The organism is Clostridium sp. E02 (genome assembly GCF_003833015.1).
GTDB lineage: Bacteria > Bacillota > Clostridia > Lachnospirales > Lachnospiraceae > Lacrimispora.
In genome coordinates, this window is sequence record NZ_RJLQ01000018.1 from 12,941 (window position 1) to 34,192 (window position 21,252).

Annotated in this window: 18 protein-coding genes; 3 read left to right on the plus strand and 15 right to left on the minus strand. The window is 40.9% G+C overall.

The genetic code is table 11. The annotated features are described in order from the left end of the window. Nucleotides 1–139: 139 nt before the first annotated feature. The 9 genes from EFT72_RS14045 to EFT72_RS14085 all read right to left on the minus strand — a co-directional run bounded on the left by EFT72_RS14045 (nucleotide 140) and on the right by EFT72_RS14085 (nucleotide 11,644). Nucleotides 140–1,876, minus strand: a complete 1,737-nt coding sequence (locus EFT72_RS14045) for a cadherin-like beta sandwich domain-containing protein (RefSeq protein ID WP_124067553.1) — start codon at nucleotides 1,874–1,876, stop codon at nucleotides 140–142. 24 nt (nucleotides 1,877–1,900) lie between these two features. Then, a complete protein-coding gene (locus tag EFT72_RS14050) occupies nucleotides 1,901–4,282 on the minus strand; it encodes a dockerin type I domain-containing protein (RefSeq protein ID WP_124067554.1) in 2,382 nt (793 codons plus the stop codon). Between the two features lie 267 nt (nucleotides 4,283–4,549). After that, nucleotides 4,550–5,962, minus strand: coding sequence for an oxaloacetate decarboxylase subunit alpha (locus tag EFT72_RS14055; RefSeq protein WP_124067555.1), 1,413 nt, complete (start codon nucleotides 5,960–5,962; stop codon nucleotides 4,550–4,552). Nucleotides 5,963–6,024: 62 nt separating this feature from the next. Then, a complete protein-coding gene (locus tag EFT72_RS14060) occupies nucleotides 6,025–7,173 on the minus strand; it encodes a sodium ion-translocating decarboxylase subunit beta (protein WP_124067556.1) in 1,149 nt (382 codons plus the stop codon). 56 nt (nucleotides 7,174–7,229) lie between these two features. Further along, on the minus strand, nucleotides 7,230–7,598 hold the full coding sequence (locus tag EFT72_RS14065; RefSeq protein WP_124067557.1) for a biotin/lipoyl-containing protein: 369 nt from the start codon (nucleotides 7,596–7,598) through the stop codon (nucleotides 7,230–7,232). 21 nt (nucleotides 7,599–7,619) lie between these two features. Next, the gene (locus tag EFT72_RS14070) at nucleotides 7,620–8,396 is read right to left on the minus strand and encodes an OadG family transporter subunit (protein WP_124067558.1); all 777 of its coding nucleotides are present in this window, start codon (nucleotides 8,394–8,396) and stop codon (nucleotides 7,620–7,622) included. 17 nt (nucleotides 8,397–8,413) lie between these two features. Next, the gene (locus EFT72_RS14075) at nucleotides 8,414–9,868 is read right to left on the minus strand and encodes a carboxyl transferase domain-containing protein (RefSeq protein ID WP_124067559.1); all 1,455 of its coding nucleotides are present in this window, start codon (nucleotides 9,866–9,868) and stop codon (nucleotides 8,414–8,416) included. 273 nt (nucleotides 9,869–10,141) lie between these two features. Then, nucleotides 10,142–10,666, minus strand: coding sequence for a hypothetical protein (locus EFT72_RS14080; protein WP_124067560.1), 525 nt, complete (start codon nucleotides 10,664–10,666; stop codon nucleotides 10,142–10,144). A 132-nt stretch (nucleotides 10,667–10,798) separates the two neighbouring features. Continuing rightward, nucleotides 10,799–11,644, minus strand: a complete 846-nt coding sequence (locus EFT72_RS14085) for a YitT family protein (RefSeq protein ID WP_124067561.1) — start codon at nucleotides 11,642–11,644, stop codon at nucleotides 10,799–10,801. Nucleotides 11,645–11,784: 140 nt separating this feature from the next. Here EFT72_RS14085 and EFT72_RS14090 point away from each other — a divergent pair, with 140 nt between their 5' ends. Then, nucleotides 11,785–13,377 carry a potassium/proton antiporter gene (locus EFT72_RS14090; RefSeq protein ID WP_124067562.1) on the plus strand — a complete coding sequence of 531 codons (1,593 nt, stop codon included), beginning with the start codon at nucleotides 11,785–11,787 and terminating at the stop codon, nucleotides 13,375–13,377. Nucleotides 13,378–13,431: 54 nt separating this feature from the next. On the opposite strand, the gene EFT72_RS14095 is transcribed toward EFT72_RS14090, so the two are convergent. Then, complete coding sequence (locus tag EFT72_RS14095) at nucleotides 13,432–14,766, minus strand: D-alanyl-D-alanine carboxypeptidase family protein (protein ID WP_124067563.1); 1,335 nt, start codon at nucleotides 14,764–14,766, stop codon at nucleotides 13,432–13,434. 118 nt (nucleotides 14,767–14,884) lie between these two features. Between EFT72_RS14095 and EFT72_RS14100 the strand changes: the two genes are divergently transcribed. Continuing rightward, on the plus strand, nucleotides 14,885–16,132 hold the full coding sequence (locus EFT72_RS14100; RefSeq protein WP_124067564.1) for a DNA polymerase IV: 1,248 nt from the start codon (nucleotides 14,885–14,887) through the stop codon (nucleotides 16,130–16,132). Nucleotides 16,133–16,137: 5 nt separating this feature from the next. Here the strand turns inward: EFT72_RS14100 and EFT72_RS14105 are convergent, their stop codons facing one another. Together EFT72_RS14105 and EFT72_RS14110 are read right to left on the minus strand one after the other, a co-directional pair. Then, entirely contained in the window at nucleotides 16,138–17,019 is an 882-nt protein-coding gene (locus EFT72_RS14105; RefSeq protein WP_124067565.1) for a YitT family protein, read from the minus strand. Between the two features lie 34 nt (nucleotides 17,020–17,053). After that, nucleotides 17,054–17,323, minus strand: coding sequence for a U-box domain-containing protein 56 (locus EFT72_RS14110; RefSeq protein WP_124067566.1), 270 nt, complete (start codon nucleotides 17,321–17,323; stop codon nucleotides 17,054–17,056). Nucleotides 17,324–17,411: 88 nt separating this feature from the next. Here EFT72_RS14110 and EFT72_RS14115 point away from each other — a divergent pair, with 88 nt between their 5' ends. Next, entirely contained in the window at nucleotides 17,412–18,323 is a 912-nt protein-coding gene (locus EFT72_RS14115; RefSeq protein WP_243110022.1) for an RluA family pseudouridine synthase, read from the plus strand. A 73-nt stretch (nucleotides 18,324–18,396) separates the two neighbouring features. Here the strand turns inward: EFT72_RS14115 and EFT72_RS14120 are convergent, their stop codons facing one another. From EFT72_RS14120 to EFT72_RS14130, 3 genes are all read right to left on the minus strand, one after another. Then, complete coding sequence (locus EFT72_RS14120) at nucleotides 18,397–18,729, minus strand: DUF1292 domain-containing protein (RefSeq protein ID WP_124067567.1); 333 nt, start codon at nucleotides 18,727–18,729, stop codon at nucleotides 18,397–18,399. 100 nt (nucleotides 18,730–18,829) lie between these two features. Beyond that, on the minus strand, nucleotides 18,830–19,354 hold the full coding sequence (locus tag EFT72_RS14125) for a cob(I)yrinic acid a,c-diamide adenosyltransferase (protein WP_124067568.1): 525 nt from the start codon (nucleotides 19,352–19,354) through the stop codon (nucleotides 18,830–18,832). A 15-nt stretch (nucleotides 19,355–19,369) separates the two neighbouring features. Further along, nucleotides 19,370–21,214, minus strand: a complete 1,845-nt coding sequence (locus tag EFT72_RS14130; RefSeq protein WP_124067569.1) for an ATP-dependent helicase — start codon at nucleotides 21,212–21,214, stop codon at nucleotides 19,370–19,372. Nucleotides 21,215–21,252: the final 38 nt, after the last annotated feature.

The following is a 21,252-nucleotide window of genomic DNA, read 5'->3' on the forward strand; positions in this document are numbered from 1 at the left end:
TGTTATACACATAATAGCACACGATACTGTTTTTTTCAATATATAATATATGACAATCCCAGATCTTCTACATACCTTTTATTAAAAAACATGCGCCTTGAGCTATAAACGCTGTCCAAGACGCATGTTAGGGTGTCAATTAATCATCCAGATCCACAAACTCAAAATCATCATCCAATGACTCCTGTGTTTTTGCCTCTATATGATTGTTATATTCTGTATTTCTCTCTGCAGTTAAGTCCCGTTCCATATCCTCAAGGCTGGTCTCAACCATAAAATCATCCTCAGAGTCCGATTCCATAGGATTATGAAATTGTTCTTGATTAAATTCCTCCCTGCTGTAACGTTTGATCTTACTGGAAGGTATTTGTTCCTCTGGTTTCGGTTCAAAACGGTCCTCTTCTTCAGGTCTTTGTCTTCTTCCTCTTTTTCCGCCTCTGTTTCCAGAAGCATCGGTTCTTCCAGGGCCTTGTCCATTTCCCTTTTTAACAAGTAGAATAATGATTACAAGAAGCACCAATACCAAGACACCTAAACCAATCAAGATGAAAAATTGCAGACGATAATTTCCGTTAAGTTTCTGATAGGACTTCTCAAGTTTGTTGTATTGAGGGCCGGAAACTTCTGAATCAAAGTAACGTTGTATGGTCTGTTCTGAAATATCATATCGATAGAAATGTTTCTCTCCGTTCCAGTTCATCGCATAGAATAAACAATAATCCGGTTCTTTCTCTGATTTGATTGCCCAACCAACCACCTGCGATCCATCAATATTAACCGTTCTCTCTGCAAATCCTTCCGGAACCACGGTATCCGCATCTAGTGGAATAATCACAATTGCCTTGGTTGTCGTTTTAACTTGTACAAATTGAGACCAGGAATCCGCACTTTCATTATAAATAAAGAATCCGCCGTTTCCGCTATTATCTTTTAAGTATAGTAGCAAAAGATCTTTCTCCAGGCCTTTGCCTGCCATAACTTCGGTCCCTTTATACTGGTAATTTTGTGACTCAAATCCTTCTGGTAAAGACGATTCATCAAAGGATGAGGCAATGCTGTATTCGGTCCCGTTAATGGCTACTGTCGCATCCCCAAACTGTACATCCTTCGTCTCTCCATTTGAATTATCTGCTGGAGTCGTTTCGTCTCCCTCTTGCTTTGTTACCTGAATGGTATATTCTTTTACCGTCTGACCATCTTCTGCTGATACTTTAACAACAACAGCGTTTGCCCCAGCTTTTAGATCCTTTTCCCCTTGAAGTGTTACGTGCGCTCCTGCATTGGCCGCTACTGCATTGACCACAAGATTTGTCGTATTGGCATCCACCTCTGCCGTATAACTTTCTACGGACGAGGAGAAACCGGGAGTTAATGTTCCAGGGGATATCTTTAATGATTTTAATGTGGCATCCTTAGAATAAGTTGCAGGTGATGTTACTTTTACGGTAGAATTCCCTTTTTTACTTAATGTCAAAGCATTGGAATTCACATCATAAATCTCCTGCGAAGTGACTGTTATCTTTGAATTACCAGCCTTTAGAGTTTTAAACTTAAGTTGAAACGAAAAAGTCTTTTGGTCAGCGGAATCCATAGTACCCAAAAGCTTAATCGCCCCAGCGCCGCCATTTGCACTGGTTCCACTCATGAATTCTAATATTCCCGGATCATAGGATAGCATAATATCAGCCGTCCCCAGCGCCGTATCGCTGGATATTTTCATGGTAACTGTTACTTCATTGCCCACCATAACCGATGGATCCGAAAAAGCAACTTTAGCTTCCGATGCCCAGGAAGTCATGCCGCAAATGGGACTCACTGCAGCTATGATACAGACTAACAGCAAACCACTCATGATTTTTTTTAATTTCTTATTCATATCGTCTCCTATTTTAGCCAATCTTTAAAGTCCTAGTATTTTCTTCTGCAAAAGAAGAAGATCCTGTGAATTCACCTTACCATCTCCGTTTAAATCAGCGGCTGCTTTCCCGTTAGAAGAAAGTTTCTCCAGTCCAAGAAGATGTCGTTTTAACTTTAATACATCCTGGCTGTTTACCTTCCCATCTCCATTGACATCTCCCTTTCCACTTCCAGACGATTGCTCTGGTGACGCTTCACTTGCCTGAGTCTGAGACTGCGTCGTTTCTTTCACTTGCGAAGGATTACCAGGTCCTTTCACTGAAGATCCATTGGAAGGCTGGGTGGAGTCATTCGAGGAATTCTCTGATACTATGGTTACATTGCTTCCCCCCGGTGTTCCTGTCTGCCCATTGGAAGAGGAGTCTTTCCCTCCTGGGCCATAACTGGACCCATTCCCACTACCGGGATTTCCAGCTGGACTGGTACCACTTTGACCACTTTGACCTCCTTGAGTTCCCCCAGGACCGGAACTGTGATTGCTCTCTGTCCCTGTCGTATAAGTCGGGCCGTTGTTCTGACGGACTACATGAAGAACATATTCCCGTACATTTCCATTCTGAGCTGTTACGGAGACTTTAATGTCATTATTTCCATTCTGCAATGCTATGGTTCCGCTTCCCTTTATGGAAGATCCAGAGTAAAGCGAAGATGCATCCACTCGTATGTTGGATACGGAAGGATCCACAATTAGATTGTACTCTTGCGTATCCCGGCTAAATGTAGGTGTCATAACAAATCCTTCTACATTTAAATCTGATAGTTTATTGTTTGGATTCCCATCCCCAGTCGGCTGGCTGCACGGATTTTCTGGCATATTACGATATACCGGTATTTTAAATTCTAGACCAGTCTGCTTCATCTCGCTATTGTATGCTTTCGAATAAACGGCACCTTCCGATGCGGCTCCCTGTACATTAGTCATATATTGATGCTTATATAGATTGGATCCCTGTACGTTGAATTTCTTCAGATAAAAGGTATCCTGCCCAACTTTTACATAGTTATTACCATAATACAAAGCTCCGCCTAAAATTGATTTTTCAGGAGAATTCCATGGTCTGCTGTAATTGCCTGTCTGGGATGCCCACCACAACCCTCTTTGTACCGCCGACATACTGCCAGACTGATAGGCTTCGATATTAAAAAAGTTATAAATCCCTTCATAACCAGATTCACTTCCAGATACACTTTTGCCGGTTCCCTTAGATCCTTGTTCCTGAATGATCATTGCCGCCAAAACATAGGGATTCACCCCAGACTGAGTCGCAGCATTCATGATCATATCCACATAAGAACCGCTTCCAGTGATGTTTCCACTGGTGTTTCCAGTAACCGGTGCATTTCCACTCCCCGGTCCAGACAAACTAGCTCCTGGTCCATATTCCATTAGAAGCGGTGCATTTTTAGGCACGATGGAGGCATGTGGGGATTCCTGGCTCACATTATCAGAGCCAGATTGTTTCGACTCTTTGGGGGGTGTTAACTGAGCGCCCGGTCCCGTACCTGCTCCCGGTCCCGTACCGTTTCCATCTCCTGAAGTTCCATCTCCATTCCCTGGATTGCTCCCTCCATTGGAAGAGGAATTGTCTGTATTCACCGTCCCACCAGATAAAAAAGTTCCCTTTACCATGGTATTGAGACCTTCTATGGTATGCTTGTTACTATCATACGTATGCGTCAAAAACTGAAAGACATTTGTATCATCTAAAAAGTTCCTGGGATCCATGTAATATTTAACAATATCTTCCGATGCTGTCACCCAACTATTTCCATCATAGCCCACCCATTTACTGTTGTCCCAATTATATGCACCACTCTCCACAGATTTCCAAGAGGACATGCTATTTGTATGTACTAGTGTTTTCCCAACCTTGCTTTCTTCTTTTAACGCTGTATTCCAGTCAATGTTTGTTTGTTGTGCCCGGAATATCCATTGGGGATGTTCTGCATGCAAAGCCCGAAGACGTATTTTATAACTTTCAGGAAACCCTTCCGAAGATAAATGGGACTCAAAATCACTGTTCCTAGTATATGCTGACGGGAATTTAAGAAAGCTTTTCGACACATACCCTGTCACTGCCTTACCACCGGTACCATTAAAACGAATTTCATACCATAGGGCACCGTCAGATGCATTCTTTTCATTGACTACAGTAACAGAAGCCCCATTTGTTAATTTAGTCACAACTTTATAAGCTGTGCCCGGACCACTTCTCACATTAAGAGAACTCGCCTGAACCGTAGCTTGTTTATCTGTATATGCATATGCATTTATGTATGGTGAAATGGATCCTACCAATGAATCCAACACGAGAACACTGGCCAAAATTATAGCCATTTTACGAGCTTTTATATACTTTTTCATCTGTTTCTCCCAATAAGCCCTCTTGTATTTTTAATTTTCCAATAAATTGTAAATCATACATTTATTCATTATAATGACAAATGTTACCATGTGTCAACTGATTCTAGTTAAACTTTAGGCAATTGGAATTATTTGTAAGAAAAACTTTATATTTTATCAAAAAAACAGGTCCTCTCTGCAGAAAACAGTATCATTGATACAACTGTTTCTGCAAAAAGAACCTGACTGTTACAAATTTTTCTATCTTTTTATTCTTACGCTTCTTATTTATACAGGATACGTCTTGTTTTTCTTATCTGCTGCGGCAGCATCCACACCGGTTTGCTGTGCCTCGCGATATTCAAAGAAATCTTTGGCAACCGCTGGGAATAGTGCATAAGACAGAACATCTTCATCCTGTTGTTTCCACTGAGCGCACTCCTTTTCAAAATGAGCAAGCTGGGGTTTGATTAAATCAGCAGGACGACATGTGATTGGCTTTTCATCTCCAATGATTTTCTTTTGTACTTCTTCATTAAATGGTTTCGCTGTTTGCCCAAATTCACCCATCAGGATCTTTTTGGATTCCTTTGTTACCATCTTATAACGCTCTCCACTAATTACATTAAGAACTGCCTGAGTTCCTACGATCTGAGAAGAAGGGGTAACAAGAGGTGGCTCACCAAAGTCTTTTCTTACTCTCGGAACTTCTTCCAGTACCTGAACATATTTGTCTTCCTGTCCAGCTTCCTTCAATTGGCCAACTAGATTTGACAACATTCCTCCAGGAACCTGATACTGCAAAGTTTTGATATTAACACCAAGAACCTTTGGATTTAACCGTCCATTCTTTAATGCTTCTTCCCGAATCGGCTGGAAATAAGCTGCAATATCACCAAGCAGTGTCTGATCATATCCGGTATCAAAAGGAGTCCCTTTGAAAGTTTCAACCATAACCTCAGTTGCTGGCTGGCTGGTTCCAAGAGCAAGAGGAGACATTGCTGTATCAATAATATCACATCCTGCCTCTACTGCTTTTAAATAGGTCATGGAAGCGACACCCGATGTATAATGGGTATGCAGATCAATCGGAAGTTTTGTTGACTCTTTAAGCGCTCGCACCAGTTCATCTGCCTTGTAAGGAGTTAAAAGTCCTGCCATATCCTTAATACAGATAGAATCTGCACCCATATCCTCGATATTTTTTGCAATATTTTTCCAATAATCCAGTGTATAAGAATCTCCCAAAGTATAACATAACGCAACCTGAGCATGCCCTTTTTCTTTGTTACAGGCTGAAACTGCAGTCTTTAAATTACGGATATCATTCAAACAGTCAAAGATACGGATTATGTCCACGCCGTTCGCCAATGATTTCTGGACAAAGTACTCCACCACATCATCTGCATAGTGATTATATCCTAAAATGTTCTGACCACGAAACAACATCTGAAGCTTTGTATCTTTAAATCCATCCCTTAATTTTCTTAATCTCATCCAGGGATCTTCTTTTAAGAATCGAAGGCATGCATCAAAGGTAGCACCGCCCCAGCATTCAACTGCGTAATAGCCGACTTTATCCATCTTCTCTACAACTGGAAGCATCTGATCGGTCGTCATTCTTGTTGCCAGCAAAGACTGATGAGCATCACGAAGAACTGTCTCTACAATCTTAACCGGCTTTTTTTCTATATCTGCCATTGTCTTACCTCCTGGTTTTATTATTCACATATATGTCCGGAAAAGCTATTCTTCCGGTATGATTATCTTACTCCGAATATAGCCATAAAGGTACCGGCTGCAACAGCCGTACCAATTACACCGGCTACGTTAGGACCCATAGCATGCATCAACAGAAAGTTAGATGGATCTGCTTCCGCACCAACTTTTTGAGATACACGGGCTGACATAGGAACCGCAGAAACGCCGGCAGATCCAATCAATGGATTCACCTTTCCGCCTGTGATTTTGCACATCAGTTTTCCAAACAAAACACCTGTCCCTGTTCCAATCGAAAATGCGATCAGACCAAGAACAACAATTTTAATGGTATTCCAGTTTAAAAACGCCTCTGCACTGGTGGTCGCTCCTACTGAAGTACCAAGAAGAATTACCACGATATACATCAGTGCATTGCTTGCTGTTTCATATAACTGTTTCACCACTCCAGATTCTTTAAATAAGTTCCCCAGCATCAGCATACCAATCAACGGAGCCGTTGTCGGAAGAATCATACATACCACAGTCGTTACAACAATCGGGAATAAGATTCGTTCCAATTTGGAGACCGGGCGAAGCTGTTCCATCTTGATCTTTCTCTCTTTTTCTGTGGTTAAAAGCTTCATAATTGGTGGTTGAATGATGGGCACCAAAGCCATATAGGAATACGCGGCTACTGCAATCGGTCCCATGAGAGACGTCATTCCCAATTTACCAGCAAGGAAAATGGAGGTTGGTCCATCTGCACCACCGATGATTGAGATCGCTGCCGCTGCTTTGTCATTAAAGCCCATAAGGATCGCCATAAAATAGGCGGAATATATACCGAACTGGGCTGCCGCACCCAGAAGAAAGCTTTTCGGATTGGCAATTAAGGGGCCAAAATCCGTCATAGCACCTACCCCCATAAAAATAAGGGGAGGCAAGATGCCCCATTCATCCAATTTGAAAAAGTACTGCAGCAGTCCGCCGCCGGAACCATCTGTTCCTATCTCCTTCATAATATCTGGATAGATATTTACCAACAGCATACCAAAAGAAATCGGTACCAGAAGCAGGGGTTCAAATCCTTTTCTGATCGCCAAATACAAGAACAAAAAGGCAACCAAAATCATGATCAAATTACCTGCCGTAAGGTTATAGAATGCGGTCTGCTGAAGAAGATTGCTGAATGTATTACTAATATAATTCATGTTAATCCCTCCATAAGGAATCCGCGCTATTTATCTTTTTAGCGGATCTTTCCGTACTAGTTTAATGTAGCTAATGTTGCGCCTGCTTCTACGGAATCACCGACTGCTGCATGAATGCTGGCAACTGTTCCATCGGAAGGTGCTACGATCTCATTCTCCATCTTCATTGCTTCTAGAACGAGCATGACATCGCCTTTTTTAACAGACTGACCTGAGCTTACTTTTACATTCAAAATCTTACCTGGCATAGGTGCTGCCACTTTTACAGAGCCTTCTGCGCCCTGAGCTGCTACTTTTTTCGGTGCCGGTGCTGCTGCTTTTTTTGCAGGAGCTGAAACCGTTTGTGTCGAAGCCATATTCCCGCTGCCTTCTTCTACGGTTACATCGTAAACATTACCATTTACTGTAATTGTATAATTTTTCATGATGAGAATCCTCCTGATCGTTTATGCTTTCTTCCATTTTCCAGTTGATGCACGTTTAATAGAACGTACCACCAAACCGCTTGGTGAACTTCCGGTTGATGCTGCAATTGCTGCCGTTATAACAGCCACCAGCTCCAAATCATCGGAAAGGTCTTCTTCCGGTTGTTCTTCTGATACCTCTTCAGTAACTGCCGGTTCTATTACAGGTTCTTTTTTCTTTCCCCTGTTTAATAATTTTTCTTCCAGTTTTCCTATATGGCGGAAACAGCCGATCAACAAACTGATAAAAATCAGCACTGAAAATACTGTCCCCATTCCCATTAAAGTGTTAAGACCTGCTTTTTCAAGTCTCTCCACAAATTGATACTGGGGAATAAAAGCCACACCCGTAATCTTTGTTAGTCTGGAATCCGTTGTTATGGAAAAATCCATTGTTCTCTTTTCAAAGACAGCATTGACCGTTGCAGAATAGCCGTGATCAACCGTCTCGACAGTAACCGCATCTGAAATCGATACAAAGGCACCCAACTCGTCCTTCACATTCTCCCAGCTATCTACGCCTTCTGCCAGTACGGCAAATTGATCCTGCTGCAACATATTCTTTTTAAACTGATCTACATCACTGTCCTTTAGATCCGTGTACATCTGCAAGAAGGAAGCAGGAAGCTGCTCAAGCTGCGACTGTACACTGGCATCGATTTCACTGGATGCAGTATCGGATTTGCTGCACGCTGATAATGAAAAGAGACAGATCGCCATAATAATTCCCAATGCTACTCGTTTCATATTAAGATTCATATCTCTGTCACCTCATTCTAAATCGTGCCATGTTTTTTTGCCGGACGATCCTCTCTTTTTGTGAACAACATTTCAAATGCAGCAATAACTCGTGATCTAGTCTCGCTGGCATCAATGATGTCATCAACATATCCCCTCTTTGCTGCAGAAACAGCACTGGATTGAAGGCTCTTATAACTTTCTGTTTTCTCATCTAGCAATGCTTTTCCATCTTCTGCTTCTGCAATTTCAGACGCATACATAATTTTAGCCGCCTCCACAGGATCCATCATACCAACAGAAGCTTCTGGCCATGCATAGACCACATCTGCACCAATGGATTTGCTGTTCATGGAAAGATACGCACTACCAAATGCCTCACCAATGATTACCGTAACTTTAGGCACGGTTGCATTCGCATATGCATACGTAAGAGAAGCGGCTGCTTTTGCGATCATTTTCTCGGAACGCTCGGTTGCTTCGTATCCTTTTACATTCACTAAGGTAAGAACGGGAATGTCAAAGGCATCACAAAACTGTACAAATTCAGCAGCTTTGCTACATCCTTCTGCGCTTAATAAAGCATCATAAGAAGCTGTCTTTAAACCACTTTCATCATAAGATTCTGTTCGATTGGCTACACAACCCACGGTGGAACCATTCAAACGGATAAATCCGGTTACCATAGAGGAGGCATACTCCTTTTTGGTCTCCATAAAGAACTGATCATCCGATATCTGAGTCAATGCGATAGCCGTATCCCCCACATAATTAGCCAGATCGGAACAGATACGGTTAAGGTCATCCTTACACTCGTCATACGACATGTCATCTTCATTGTTGGCTGGTAGAACAGAAATAAGAGTTCTGATATCGTTAAGAATTCCCTCTTCCTCTCCTACTCCATCAACCATTCCTGCTTCTTTGCTCTGAAAATCTGCAGATGCAGTATTTAATTTTTCTGTGTAGTTATTCTGTATTGCATTTGGTGAATTGACAAACAGTTTTGCTGATTTACTTTCCATAAACGTAAAATCTGACAACGCTGCAGCAACTGCCATACCGCCTCCACATGTCCCAAAAATAGCTGTAATCTGTGGAATAATTCCAGATGCTAAGGTCTGGCTCATATAAATTTCACCAAAACCATTCAAAGCATCGGTTGCTTCTTGAAGCCTTAAACCTGCACAATCGATGAGTCCGATCACGGGTGCTCCTGTTTTCATAGCCATGGTGTAAAGTTTTGTGATCTTCTTCGCGTGCATTTCTCCTACAGCCCCACCCATCACGGATGAGTCCTGGCTGTACACATACACAAGGCAGCCTCCGATGGTACCGTATCCGGTAACAACACCGTCAGCAGGAGTTTCCCTTGCTGTCATGTTGAAATTCGTATTTCTTGCAGTTATATAACTGCCGACTTCAACAAAACTGTTCTCATCAAGCAAAGTAATGATTCGATCACTTGCCGATGTTTGTGTTGAATTACTCATTTTGCAATCCTCCATTTTGTAATATTTGTATAGTCGTATAAATAAAATAATGAAAAAGACTATATAATAACACCAATTTCTGCCAATTATAATTGTATAATTAATCCTAATTTATTTCAAGTTCTTTTTGTTAAAAAAAGAGCAAAAAACTATGAATTTCTTACAATCCATGGTCTTTTACTCCGAACATTAATTAGCACTTTATCATTTTTTGTATTTTTTTCCGTCATATTGTATATTCTTGTCGAGCATTTATATACACATTGCACATGGTTATTCTCTGATTTCTTTGATCCCATAATCACCAGCTTCCATTTTATGGAAAATAAGGTAGGATGAATCCTCTCCCAATACCACTCCGTTCCCAGAATGCTTTAAAGTTGCGGTATCAACATTCGCGATTGCAATCATCAAATCATCACCAAAAACCAAATCTGGATTTTGTTTTATCAGATCTTCCTTGTTTTTCAACGATATGATTTCTTGATCTACTGTTACCAATTTACATGGATAAGACAAAAGATCAGAGAGTGCTTCTAAATTCCGATCAGAAACCGCTTCTTGAACTATTTCTGCAAATGCTTCCAATTTTTCATCTTTTTGCTCCGTTTCTATAACGGTTTCTTCCTCTGTACTCACTTCAGATATTGCCTCTTCTCTTGGATTGGCCGCAGATCTCAATTCTGTTTTATTCATCTCCTTCGTTGCCTTTGGTTTTTCTTTTCCTGCACAACCTGCCAACAAGACAACCATTAAAAAAAATGCAAGTATGATTGAAGAATATATTTTTCTTAGCATTTTCCTGTTCCTCCCTGCGTCCATTTTCTCAACGGGCACAGTATAGCACCAGCCAGGATTGTAAGTCAATAGAGTTTCTAAAACCGTAAACCTTAGTTATCAATCTGTAAGATTATCTTCCCACGATATTAATTATTTATACTCTTTATGGAGCGTAAATCCTCTTCCACGAACCTCATTGACCTGATTGATCACAAGAAAGGCATTTGGATCAATCCCCATAACCAGTTCATTGATCTTTGAAAGCTGTCTGCCCGATACTACAGTAAGAACTGTATAGGAAGATTTTCGTAAATATCCACCTTCACTTGACAAAAGGGTTGTTCCCCGGTCCATTTGTTTTTGGATGGCATAGTTGATTTGTTCATATTTTTCACTGATGATCTTTACCTGCATCTGATTTCGGCCAATAACCAGCACTTTATCAAGAACCATGGTATACAGCATCACCAGTAAGATTCCATAAAGAATCTGTTCTTTATTTGAAAATATCATCTGACCCAATAAAATCATACAGTCAAACACCGACATGGACATGGATACTGGAATGTTCCACTTTTTATTGAGAACGAGGGGAGGAATATCCATTCCACCAGTGGAAGCACCTGCACGTATGACAAGTCCGATTCCAGCCCCAATCAAAAGCCCAGAAAACACCGTTGACAGCATCCGATCATTCGTCATTGCTGCGCTTCCAAATAAGTTTTCAAAAACCCCTAATATAAAGGGATAGTAAAAGGTACTGATTAAGGTTGTAATTGCAAAAGGCTTTCCAAGGATCCAGGCACCAACTGCAAACATGATAATATTAAACACACCAACAAATACAGCCACCGGTACTCCAAACTGATAATGTGCGATTAATGCAAGTCCAGTGGTTCCTCCAGTGATTAGACCTCCTGGTAATATAAAAAGCGCAACTGCCAGGGCATACACCGTGTTCCCTACAATTATTGGTAAGATTTTTTTCAAACTCATACTTTTGTGACTTCCTTTCTGCAATAAAAGTATACTTACTATATCATGGGTCAAGACTTTATACAATTTATTTTATCGTGTTCCTGTTTCGAGGGACTTATGTTATACTGTATATAGTATATACATATAAGGAGGCATTAATGGAATCTTTTTTAATTGTGTCTGCAGTTGTCTGCATACTATGTATTTTTGCAAATAACTTATCCTATAAGATTGGCGTTCCTGCCCTTCTGCTTTTTATTTTGCTTGGAATGATGTTTGGTATCGATGGAATTTTTCAAATTAAATTTTCAGACTATCAACTATCTGAAAATATATGTACCACTGCCTTACTATTCATTATTTTTTACGGTGGTTTTTGTACCAACTGGAAAGAAGCAAAACCGGTCGCAAAGAAAGCCATCCTGCTTTCCACCATCGGTGTCATCTTAACTGCGATGCTCACCGGCTTTTTCTGCATGTTTGTATTAAAGACCTCATTACTCCAGGGCATGCTGATTGGTTCCGTTCTTGGTTCTACAGATGCCGCAAGTGTTTTTTCCATATTAAGAGCAAAGAAACTAAATCTGGTGGATGGTACCGCTTCTATACTGGAAGTAGAGAGCGGAAGCAACGATCCCATCGCTTATATGATGACAACCGTGATTCTAAGTATAATGGCTGGATTTGCCTCCCCCTCTAACGTTCTTCTTCGCTTTTTGTCTCAACTTTTTTTTGGTCTTTTACTCGGAGTGATTGCCGGATATGCAGGCAGATACTTTTTCAGTATAAAGCACTTTCGTTCCCGTGAAATGCTTCCAATCCTGGCTATGGCGATCGCACTCTTTACCTATGGGGCTTCCAGCATCGTAGGAGGGAATGGCTTTTTGAGTGTTTACATTGCCGGTATCTTACTTGGCAACAGTAAAATCAACAATAAGATAGAGTTGGTTCGCTTTTTTGACGGAATCACCGGTATGATGCAGATTATTTTATTCTTCCTACTTGGTCTTCTCTGTTTTCCTACCAAGATCATTCCGGTTATCATTCCTTCTGTGTGCATCATGGCATTTATGCTCTTCATCGCACGCCCATCTGCTGTATTTTTAATTTTACATCCGTTTAAAGTTCCATTTAAACAGCAGCTATTAATCTCCTGGGCTGGACTGAGGGGAGCCGCCTCCATCGTTTTTGCCATTATGACTGTATTAAGCCCTTCTGGCATCAATCTGGATATCTTCCACATTGTTTTTTGCGTCTGTCTACTCTCAGTCGCCCTTCAAGGAACGTTTCTTCCTTTTGTTGCTTTAAAGCTGAATATGATCGGTCAAACCGAAAATATATTTAAAACCTTTAACGATTACAGCGAAGATCCAGCCGTCCACTTAACAAAGATCCATCTCCCAGAAGATCATCCCTGGGTCAATCAGTCTTTAAAAGAGATTATCATACCAGACGGTATGATGGCGGTCATGATAATACGGGACAAAAAAACTCTAATCCCTGGGGGAGATACTACCTTACAATCAGGAGATACCATAATATTAAACGGCACCGAATATACCGATAAGACCAGTCTGAAATTAAGGGAAGTCCAGATCGGTCCCTATCATCCCTGGAAAAAGAAACAAGTAAGTGAACTAACACTCCCCAAAGATACCTTAATCTTTTTAATCCAGCGAAAGGGAACTTCCCTTATCCCTGACGGTCAGACAACTTTGGAAGATGGAGATTGTCTCATATTAAATGCTTAAATAGAACGCAAAAAAAGCAACAAAAAGTAATTTTATTGCTGCTTTTTTTAATTTCTAATGAAATGCGGATACTTCTTTCTGATTATTATGTTGTCCTGACATGTCAAGATATTTTAATATAACATGTTTCATACACCAGATGGATGTGATCCGCTTTGCACCACTTTTTAAATAAACCGGATAGGATTTTATAATGGTGCCATTGAGCCGATAAACCACCCGTCCCACCGTCTGACCCTTTTTTACAGGGGCTTCTAGTTCTTTTGGAACTTCCATTTGTATGTTAACCGATTCCTCATCCGCCAGCAAGAGCTTCAGACTTTTGTCCTCAATTTCTCCAATATCCGCAGCTAACAAGACTGGGTTTCCCAGGTCCCCATTCACCGGAATGCCTTCTTTGATTAAGATCTCTGGAAGTTTGGGATCTTGATATACCTCTCGAAAATGGTATCGTTTCATACCATACTCAAACAATTTTCTTGCATCGGACCATTTATATGTTTTATGAGGAGGCCAACCGCACCCCAAAAGTGCAAGCGTATAAACTCTCCCATCGCTTTGAGCCGCTCCGACATAGGAATACCCAGCCCCTCCTGTAAATCCTGTTTTTCCAGATAATGCTTCATTCATGGAATGTAAAAGTGCATTGTGATTGTTGCAGCCAAAAGACCTCTTTCCTTCCAGATCTTGAAACGAATAATTTTGAGTTCCTGTAATTTCTAGGAATTCATCGTTTTTGGGAGAAACCTTGATGCAATAGTTCATAATTCTTGCTAGGTCTGCTGCAGTGGTAGAATGAATCTTTACTTCTCCATCTTTTTCTTCTTGGGCATCCAGGCCATTGGGCGTAATAAAATATGTATGGCTGCAACCGATCTGCTTCGCCTTTTCATTCATCATTTTTGCAAATCCTTCTCGACTGCCCCCCACATGTTCTGCAATCATCATTGCCGCATCGTTATGGGATTCTAGCATAAGGCTGTAGAGTAAGTCTTTTAATCGGAAAGTCTCCCCTTTGTATACCCCTAAATGAACTTTGGGCTGAGCTGCTGCATTTTGACTCGCCGTGACCACATCTGACAATTTCCCCTGTTCTAAGGCAATAATGCAGGTCATAATCTTCGTTGTACTTGCCATGGGTCTTTCCACTTCTTCATTTTTTCCATATAAAATCCGCCCAGTTAAGGCATCCATTAAAACTGCGGACTGAGCATGCAGATTTAACTCATCTTTTATCGGTATCGGTGCGTCGCTTTTCTGATTTTCCACTGTTACTGCCACTTTTTCATTGACGGTCTCTTTTTGTGCCAGCCTTATAGCATATTTGCCTGAAGAAAAAAGAATCATAAATCCTGCCACTGCCAGAAATAGACCTTCGGCATGCCTCATAAAAAAGCCTCCCGTATGACTTTAATTTATCCTATTCCTTGAAATTTTTAATTATTCCCCTTTACTTTTCGAACATAGTTTCGATATAATAGAGGAAAGGAAGAAAGGAGGAGGATTCATGTTACACGAACCTTTGATTTTTCATATAGACGTAAACTCCGCATTTTTAAGCTGGGAATCTGTAGATCGTTTAAAAAAAGATCCTAACTCGCTTGATCTGCGTACCATATCTTCTTTGGTGGGAGGAGATTTAGCCTCCCGACATGGAATTGTTCTGGCAAAATCCACTTCCGCAAAGAAGTACGGAATAACAACTGGAGAGCCCATCATAAAGGCTCTTAATAAATGTCCCAATCTAATGGTAGTTCCTGCACGTTTTGATGTTTATATTGAAAACTCACGGAATCTGATGCAACTATTATCTGATTATACTCCTGATATGGAAAAATTTAGCATAGATGAAGCTTTTCTGGATATGAGTACTACCATTCATCTTTTTGGAGAACCCATTGAAGTGGCGAATCAGATACGAAAACGGGTCTTTAAAGAACTGGGATTTACGGTAAACGTTGGAATTGCCCCAAATAAACTGTTAGCAAAAATGGCCTCTGATTTTAAGAAACCCGACCTCTGCCATACCCTGTTCCCCCATGAAATCCCTACGAAGATGTGGCCCCTTCCCATCGGAGATTTGTTTTTTGTGGGACACTCTGCCGAAAAAAAGCTTGGAAGCATTGGCATTCGTACCATCGGAGAACTAGCCGACTGCGATGTCCGGCATCTGGTTCATTTGTTAGGAGAAAAATATGCCGTTTTAATTCATGACTACGCATGGGGAAAAGATATTTCTCCTGTTGTAAACCGTGAACCCAGAAATAAAGGATATGGAAACAGCATCACTTTATCCAAAGACGTGAGGGATTTTGAAACCGCATGTCAGGTTATACTTTCTTTATGTGAGACAGTCGGTGCACGTCTACGAGCTGACCACATGCTATGTAATTGTATCTGTGTGGAAGTAAAAGATTGGGATTTTCACAGTCAGTCCCATCAAACCACACAAAACAATCCAACAGATTCTACTTCTGTCATTTATGAGAATGCTTGCAGATTGTTACAAGAATTCTGGGATCATACCCCGTTACGACTGATCGGTGTAAGAGCAACCAAAATTTCAGAAGATGGATTCACTCAGATGAACCTATTTGAAACAGAACATACCAAAAAGATAAAAGATATGGAAAAAGCTGTGGACCTAATTCGCAGCAAATTCGGAACGGACAGTATTCAAAGAGCTATTTTTTTGAAGAAAGATAAGATTGTTGATCATGCTTCGGGAAAAGAGAAGCACTTAAATGGAGGGTAGACAGCTTAGATCTGCTGCCCACCAATTGATTTAAATCCCTCTCCATAGACTTCATTGGAGTCGGTAATAATTAAAAAGGCAGATGGATCCGTTTCATGAATCGCCTTTCGGATCGAAATCACTTGACTGTTATTGCAGGCACACATCACCACTTTCTTCTGATCCTGGCTAAAGGAACCTTGTCCTTGTAAGAATGTGCATCCTCTTTTGGTTGACTCTTCAATCCGTAATGCCACATCCATCTCACGGGAAGTGACTACAAACACAAGTTTTCCAGCTCCTAGCCCATATATGATCTTGTCAATTACCATTGTCGTCACGATCGAAGAGACAAGTCCAAGTATAACCGAATCCAAATTGCGGAATACAAAACCGCCAGCAATAATTACAATGGCATCTACTACAAGAGAGATTTTTCCTATTGTAATATGAGGAATTAACTTCCGGATCGCCATAACAAGAAAATCCGTCCCTCCCGTGGAGCAGTTTCTTAAATAAACAATCGCTAGTCCCAGTCCTGAAAAAATACCCGTACAGGCGGAGGCATACAAAGGATTTCCCTGATAGATCGGTAAATAAGGAACCACGTAATCCAGAACCAAAGCAAAGATCAACATGCTTTTTATTGACCGTAGCAGAAATCGCTTTCCAAGTAATTGATAGCTAATGAGGATAATCGGTATGTTTAATACAATACTGGTAATTCCCATAGGGAACCCGAATAGATGCCTAAGAATCAACGCGATTCCTGAAACTCCTACTGGTGCAAACTGTGCTTGCACTGCAAAATTATAAATTCCTATGTTGAATAAGACGGCTCCAATTAGATCCGTGAATAAATCCATAAAAATTTCTTTTGGGGAATAATCCTGTATCCATGTTTTCATATTCGTTCCATCTCCATTTCTTTATCCCTATTCTCTACAGGAGATAATCGTTAATTTCAAACTCATTTTTCCCAATTTTTATCCGCTTTATTAAAACATCAACTTCTTCCTCCTGTAGGGTACAGACACCCGTAACCATAACCTGTGTCTTCCCATAGGTTTCCGTTTTGCTTACTTCTTTATCCATGATTTCACTTTCTTCCAGGCATTCTGCCAATTCAAGCATAAATTCATCCACATCTTCTTCAATGTGGTTTTTCTCTAATTCTTTTTCTATTGCTTCATAAATCTTCTGATTCCACATGTTAAACCCTCACTTTTCTTTTCTTCAAGTTTATTATACCCCTTCGTTTCATCTTGTCAAACTTCTTGCCTCATGATAGAATCACTTTATGAAAAATATGACTATGACTTATACGAACCCGAAAGGATCTGAACCAATAACCGTCCACCAACTTCTCTTAGATCAAGGATATTCCCAAAGTCTGATCCGCCAGCTTCGAAAAACACAAAACGGGATTACCCTCAGCGGGAACCTGGTTTTCACCACTTATGTTTTAAAGCCTGGGGATGAATTAACGGTTTTATTGCAAGACGACTCAAACGAATCCCCTCTTGTTCCCACCCCTGTCCCTATTCACATTGAATATGAAGATGAACACCTTATGGTGATCTATAAAGAAGCTGGTATTCCTGTTCACCCATCCCAAGGGAATCGAAAAACAACCCTCGCCAATGGACTCGCCTATTATTTTAAAAACAAAGGGGAAGCGTTCACATCCCGGATTATCAATCGCCTAGATCGGGACACCACTGGGCTTTTGATCGTAGCCAAGCATTCGTTAAGCGCCTGCATTTTATACGATATGATGAAGCGCAGAGCCATACACCGCCGATACCTTGCAATTGTCTGTGGGAAGCTGCCGCAGCAAGGATGGATTCATACCCCCATTGCCCGTGCAGAGGGATCTATCATCAAACGATGTGTCCAGCCTTTATATGGAGAGAACGCTTCTACATTTTACAAGACACTATATTATGATCCTAAAACCCACCATTCGCTTGCCGAAATCCAACTGGAAACAGGACGCACGCATCAGATCCGCGTGCACCTTGCCTCAATCGGCCACCCAATTCCAGGGGATTTTTTATATCACCCAGACTATCATTATATCACTCGTCAGGCCCTGCACTCTTACCGGTTGGATTTTCTTCATCCCATTGATAAGACACCTCTCTCTTTTTTGTCCGATCTGCCAAAAGATATGCAGTTTATGGGGATTTCCTCCATTGATGGCCTTTGATAAAGTGTAGAATAAGACAACAAAAGCCGGGGCTGGATCCCAATCTGGATCTGCCCCGACTTTCCTTGTTTGTCTATTTCTCGTCTTCGTCTACTAACTCATCATATTCTGCTTCGTCTAACATCTGATCAAAAGCATCTGCTACTATCTCATATTCCGCATCATCTTGAATATTCTCAAGATCCGGCTGTCCATCTTCCTTTTCCGAATAACGATACAGATACACTTCACCCTCTTCTGCCTCTGGACCAGCCATAGGAAGTAGTGCGATATAATCTCTCTCGCCTGCTGTAAAAATAGTAAGAACCACGCACTCCAACTCTGATCCGTCATCCAGGGTCAGTGTTACAGTCATCTCTTCCTGGCCTTCTATTTCGTCGTGCTCTAAATTAGGATCCTGTGCCATCTTGTTACCTCTCTTTTTCTTAATCTGTTTGTCCTGGCGTTTGGTTTACGCCTGAGTCCACTTTATCAAACAAATGGTGAAAAATCAAGAGATTTTCCTCTTAATATTCAATTCCTTTTCTTGCTTGAATCCCATCATCATAAGGATGTTTAATCTTTTTAATCTCCGATACATAATCGGCAGATTCTATGAGTTGCGAGGAGGGATTTCTTCCGGTCATCACTACTTCAAGTCCATCTTGTCTGTGAGAAAGAAACTCCAAAACTATGTTTTCATCCACAAGTCCATAATTACAAACAGCCATGATCTCATCTAGCACAAGCATATCGTAATTTTCCTCTTTTACTTTTAAAAATGTTCCATGTAACAAATCTGAGTAATAGACTGCCGCCTCTTTTTTTTGTTGTTCGCTCATCTTGGTAAAAAATCCAAAGCTCCGTTCACAAGGGGTAACCGTTATTCCAGAAAGATTGGCGAGCGCAGCTACCTCACCGGAATGGTCCGTCTTTAAAAACCGGGTTATCAATACTTTTTTTCCACTCCCAAAGGCCCGTACGGCTAAACCAATTGCCGCTGTTGTCTTACCTTTTCCATCTCCACAGTAAATATGCACACAGGTTTTCATAAAATTTTCTTCCCTTTATTCCCTTCCCAGATATTCTCTCACAAAACGGGATACCTCTTGCTTTTTGCTATACCGTTCTCTGACGTAGTTTACATGAAGTCGCTCTTTGGCTCTTGTCATTGCAACATAAAACATGCGTCTCTCTTCCTCTAAATCCGCAGGAAGAACCGCTTTATGATGAGGTGTCACACCCTCGTTTGCATCGATTAAATAGACAATCTTATACTCCAAACCCTTGGAACTGTGCATGGTCATCAGTGCCACACCCTCTCCTTTGCCTTCTCCTGACTGTACCTGAGCCTTTAACTCTTCCTCGTATTCCTTCATGTGATGAAACCATTGATCAAAAGAAGTAAAAGAAGCCGCACTTTCCTGAAGCTGATCTAGAATCTCAAATAACTCTTCTGGCTTCATTCTCCTGTACTGGGCATATTCCCGAATATAGTCATCATACCCGGTTGCTTTTCTAATATAGTTTACCGCAGCAACTGGATCCATATTCCGAATCATACGCAAATCATACTCCAGCTGTTCGATCCTCTCAATCATCCAGTTTTTGTCTTGGTAAAAAGATTTTACCCCTTCCCAGTTAACAAGATTACTTTCTAACGCATCCCGGCTGATATACCGGTTTGGACGATTCACGATTGAGAGCACATTGGATCGTGTTAACTCTCCAGTGGATACACGAATGTAGGCTATGATATGCTTCGCAATCCAATGCTGGAATAAGTTTGGAACAGAATCTTTCATAGAGAATGGAAGATTAAACTCCATAAGTTTCTCGATCAATAATCGGGGCATAAGGTTGGTCCGGTAAAGAACTGCAATCTCCTTTAAATCATACCCCGCTTTCCGATAATTCATAATCTCTCCAACGATCTCAAGCGTCTCTTCCTGGGGGTCCTGCCAAACCCTTGTTACAACTGGTTTTCCTGATCCCTTCTGAGGTACGATTTTTTTATTGAAGCGCATCTGATTATGGGAAATCAGTTTTCCTGCTGTTTCTACGATTTCTAATGTACTGCGAAAATTAATATTAAGCAGAACTTTTTGGGCATTTTTATAATCTTTTGTAAATCCAAGCATGATCTCCGGCTTGGCTCCCCGAAACCGGTATATGGACTGATCATCATCCCCTACAATAAAAAGATTATCCTCAGGTGCCGCCAACATCCGTACAATTTCATATTGAACCCGGTTAATATCCTGAAACTCATCAATCAGAATATACTTGTATTTATTTTGCCATGCATTCAATATGTCTTTTCTCTGTGTAAACAGATCGTAACACATAACCAGCATATCATCAAAATCAATCAGATTGGCATGTCTCAACCGGTCTTCGTACCCCTGATACAGCTGTTTGAAGGTTTCCTCAGAACAATTCTTGGAGTAGTAATGTTCCAAATCTATCATTTCACCCTTCACAGAACTAATCTCTGATAAAATCGATGTAACAAATTCCATTTCATCTTCCACTTCTATATTTAAGCGGACCATCTCTTCCTTAACAAACCCTATCTTTTGTTCTTCTCTTATGATATTACGGGCATCATAGCGATAGGCATATTTTAAGATCCGAAAAAAAATGGCATGAAACGTTCCAAACCCTACAGTGGCAGAAGTCCCCTCCGTTAAGTTTAAAAAACGATCTTTCATCTCTCTTGCTGCTGCTTTTGTAAAGGTAATCACTAGTATATTAGAAGGATTCACTCCATATTGTTGGATTAAATACCGAACCCGATGCGTGATTGTAAACGTCTTGCCAGATCCTGGACCTGCTAATACAAGCATCGGACCTTTGTTATGTAGAATCGCTACCTTCTGTGCTCCTTCATATGTAACCTGTTGATTCATCCTATCCTCCATACAAAAGAAAAACAGAGACTCCGTAT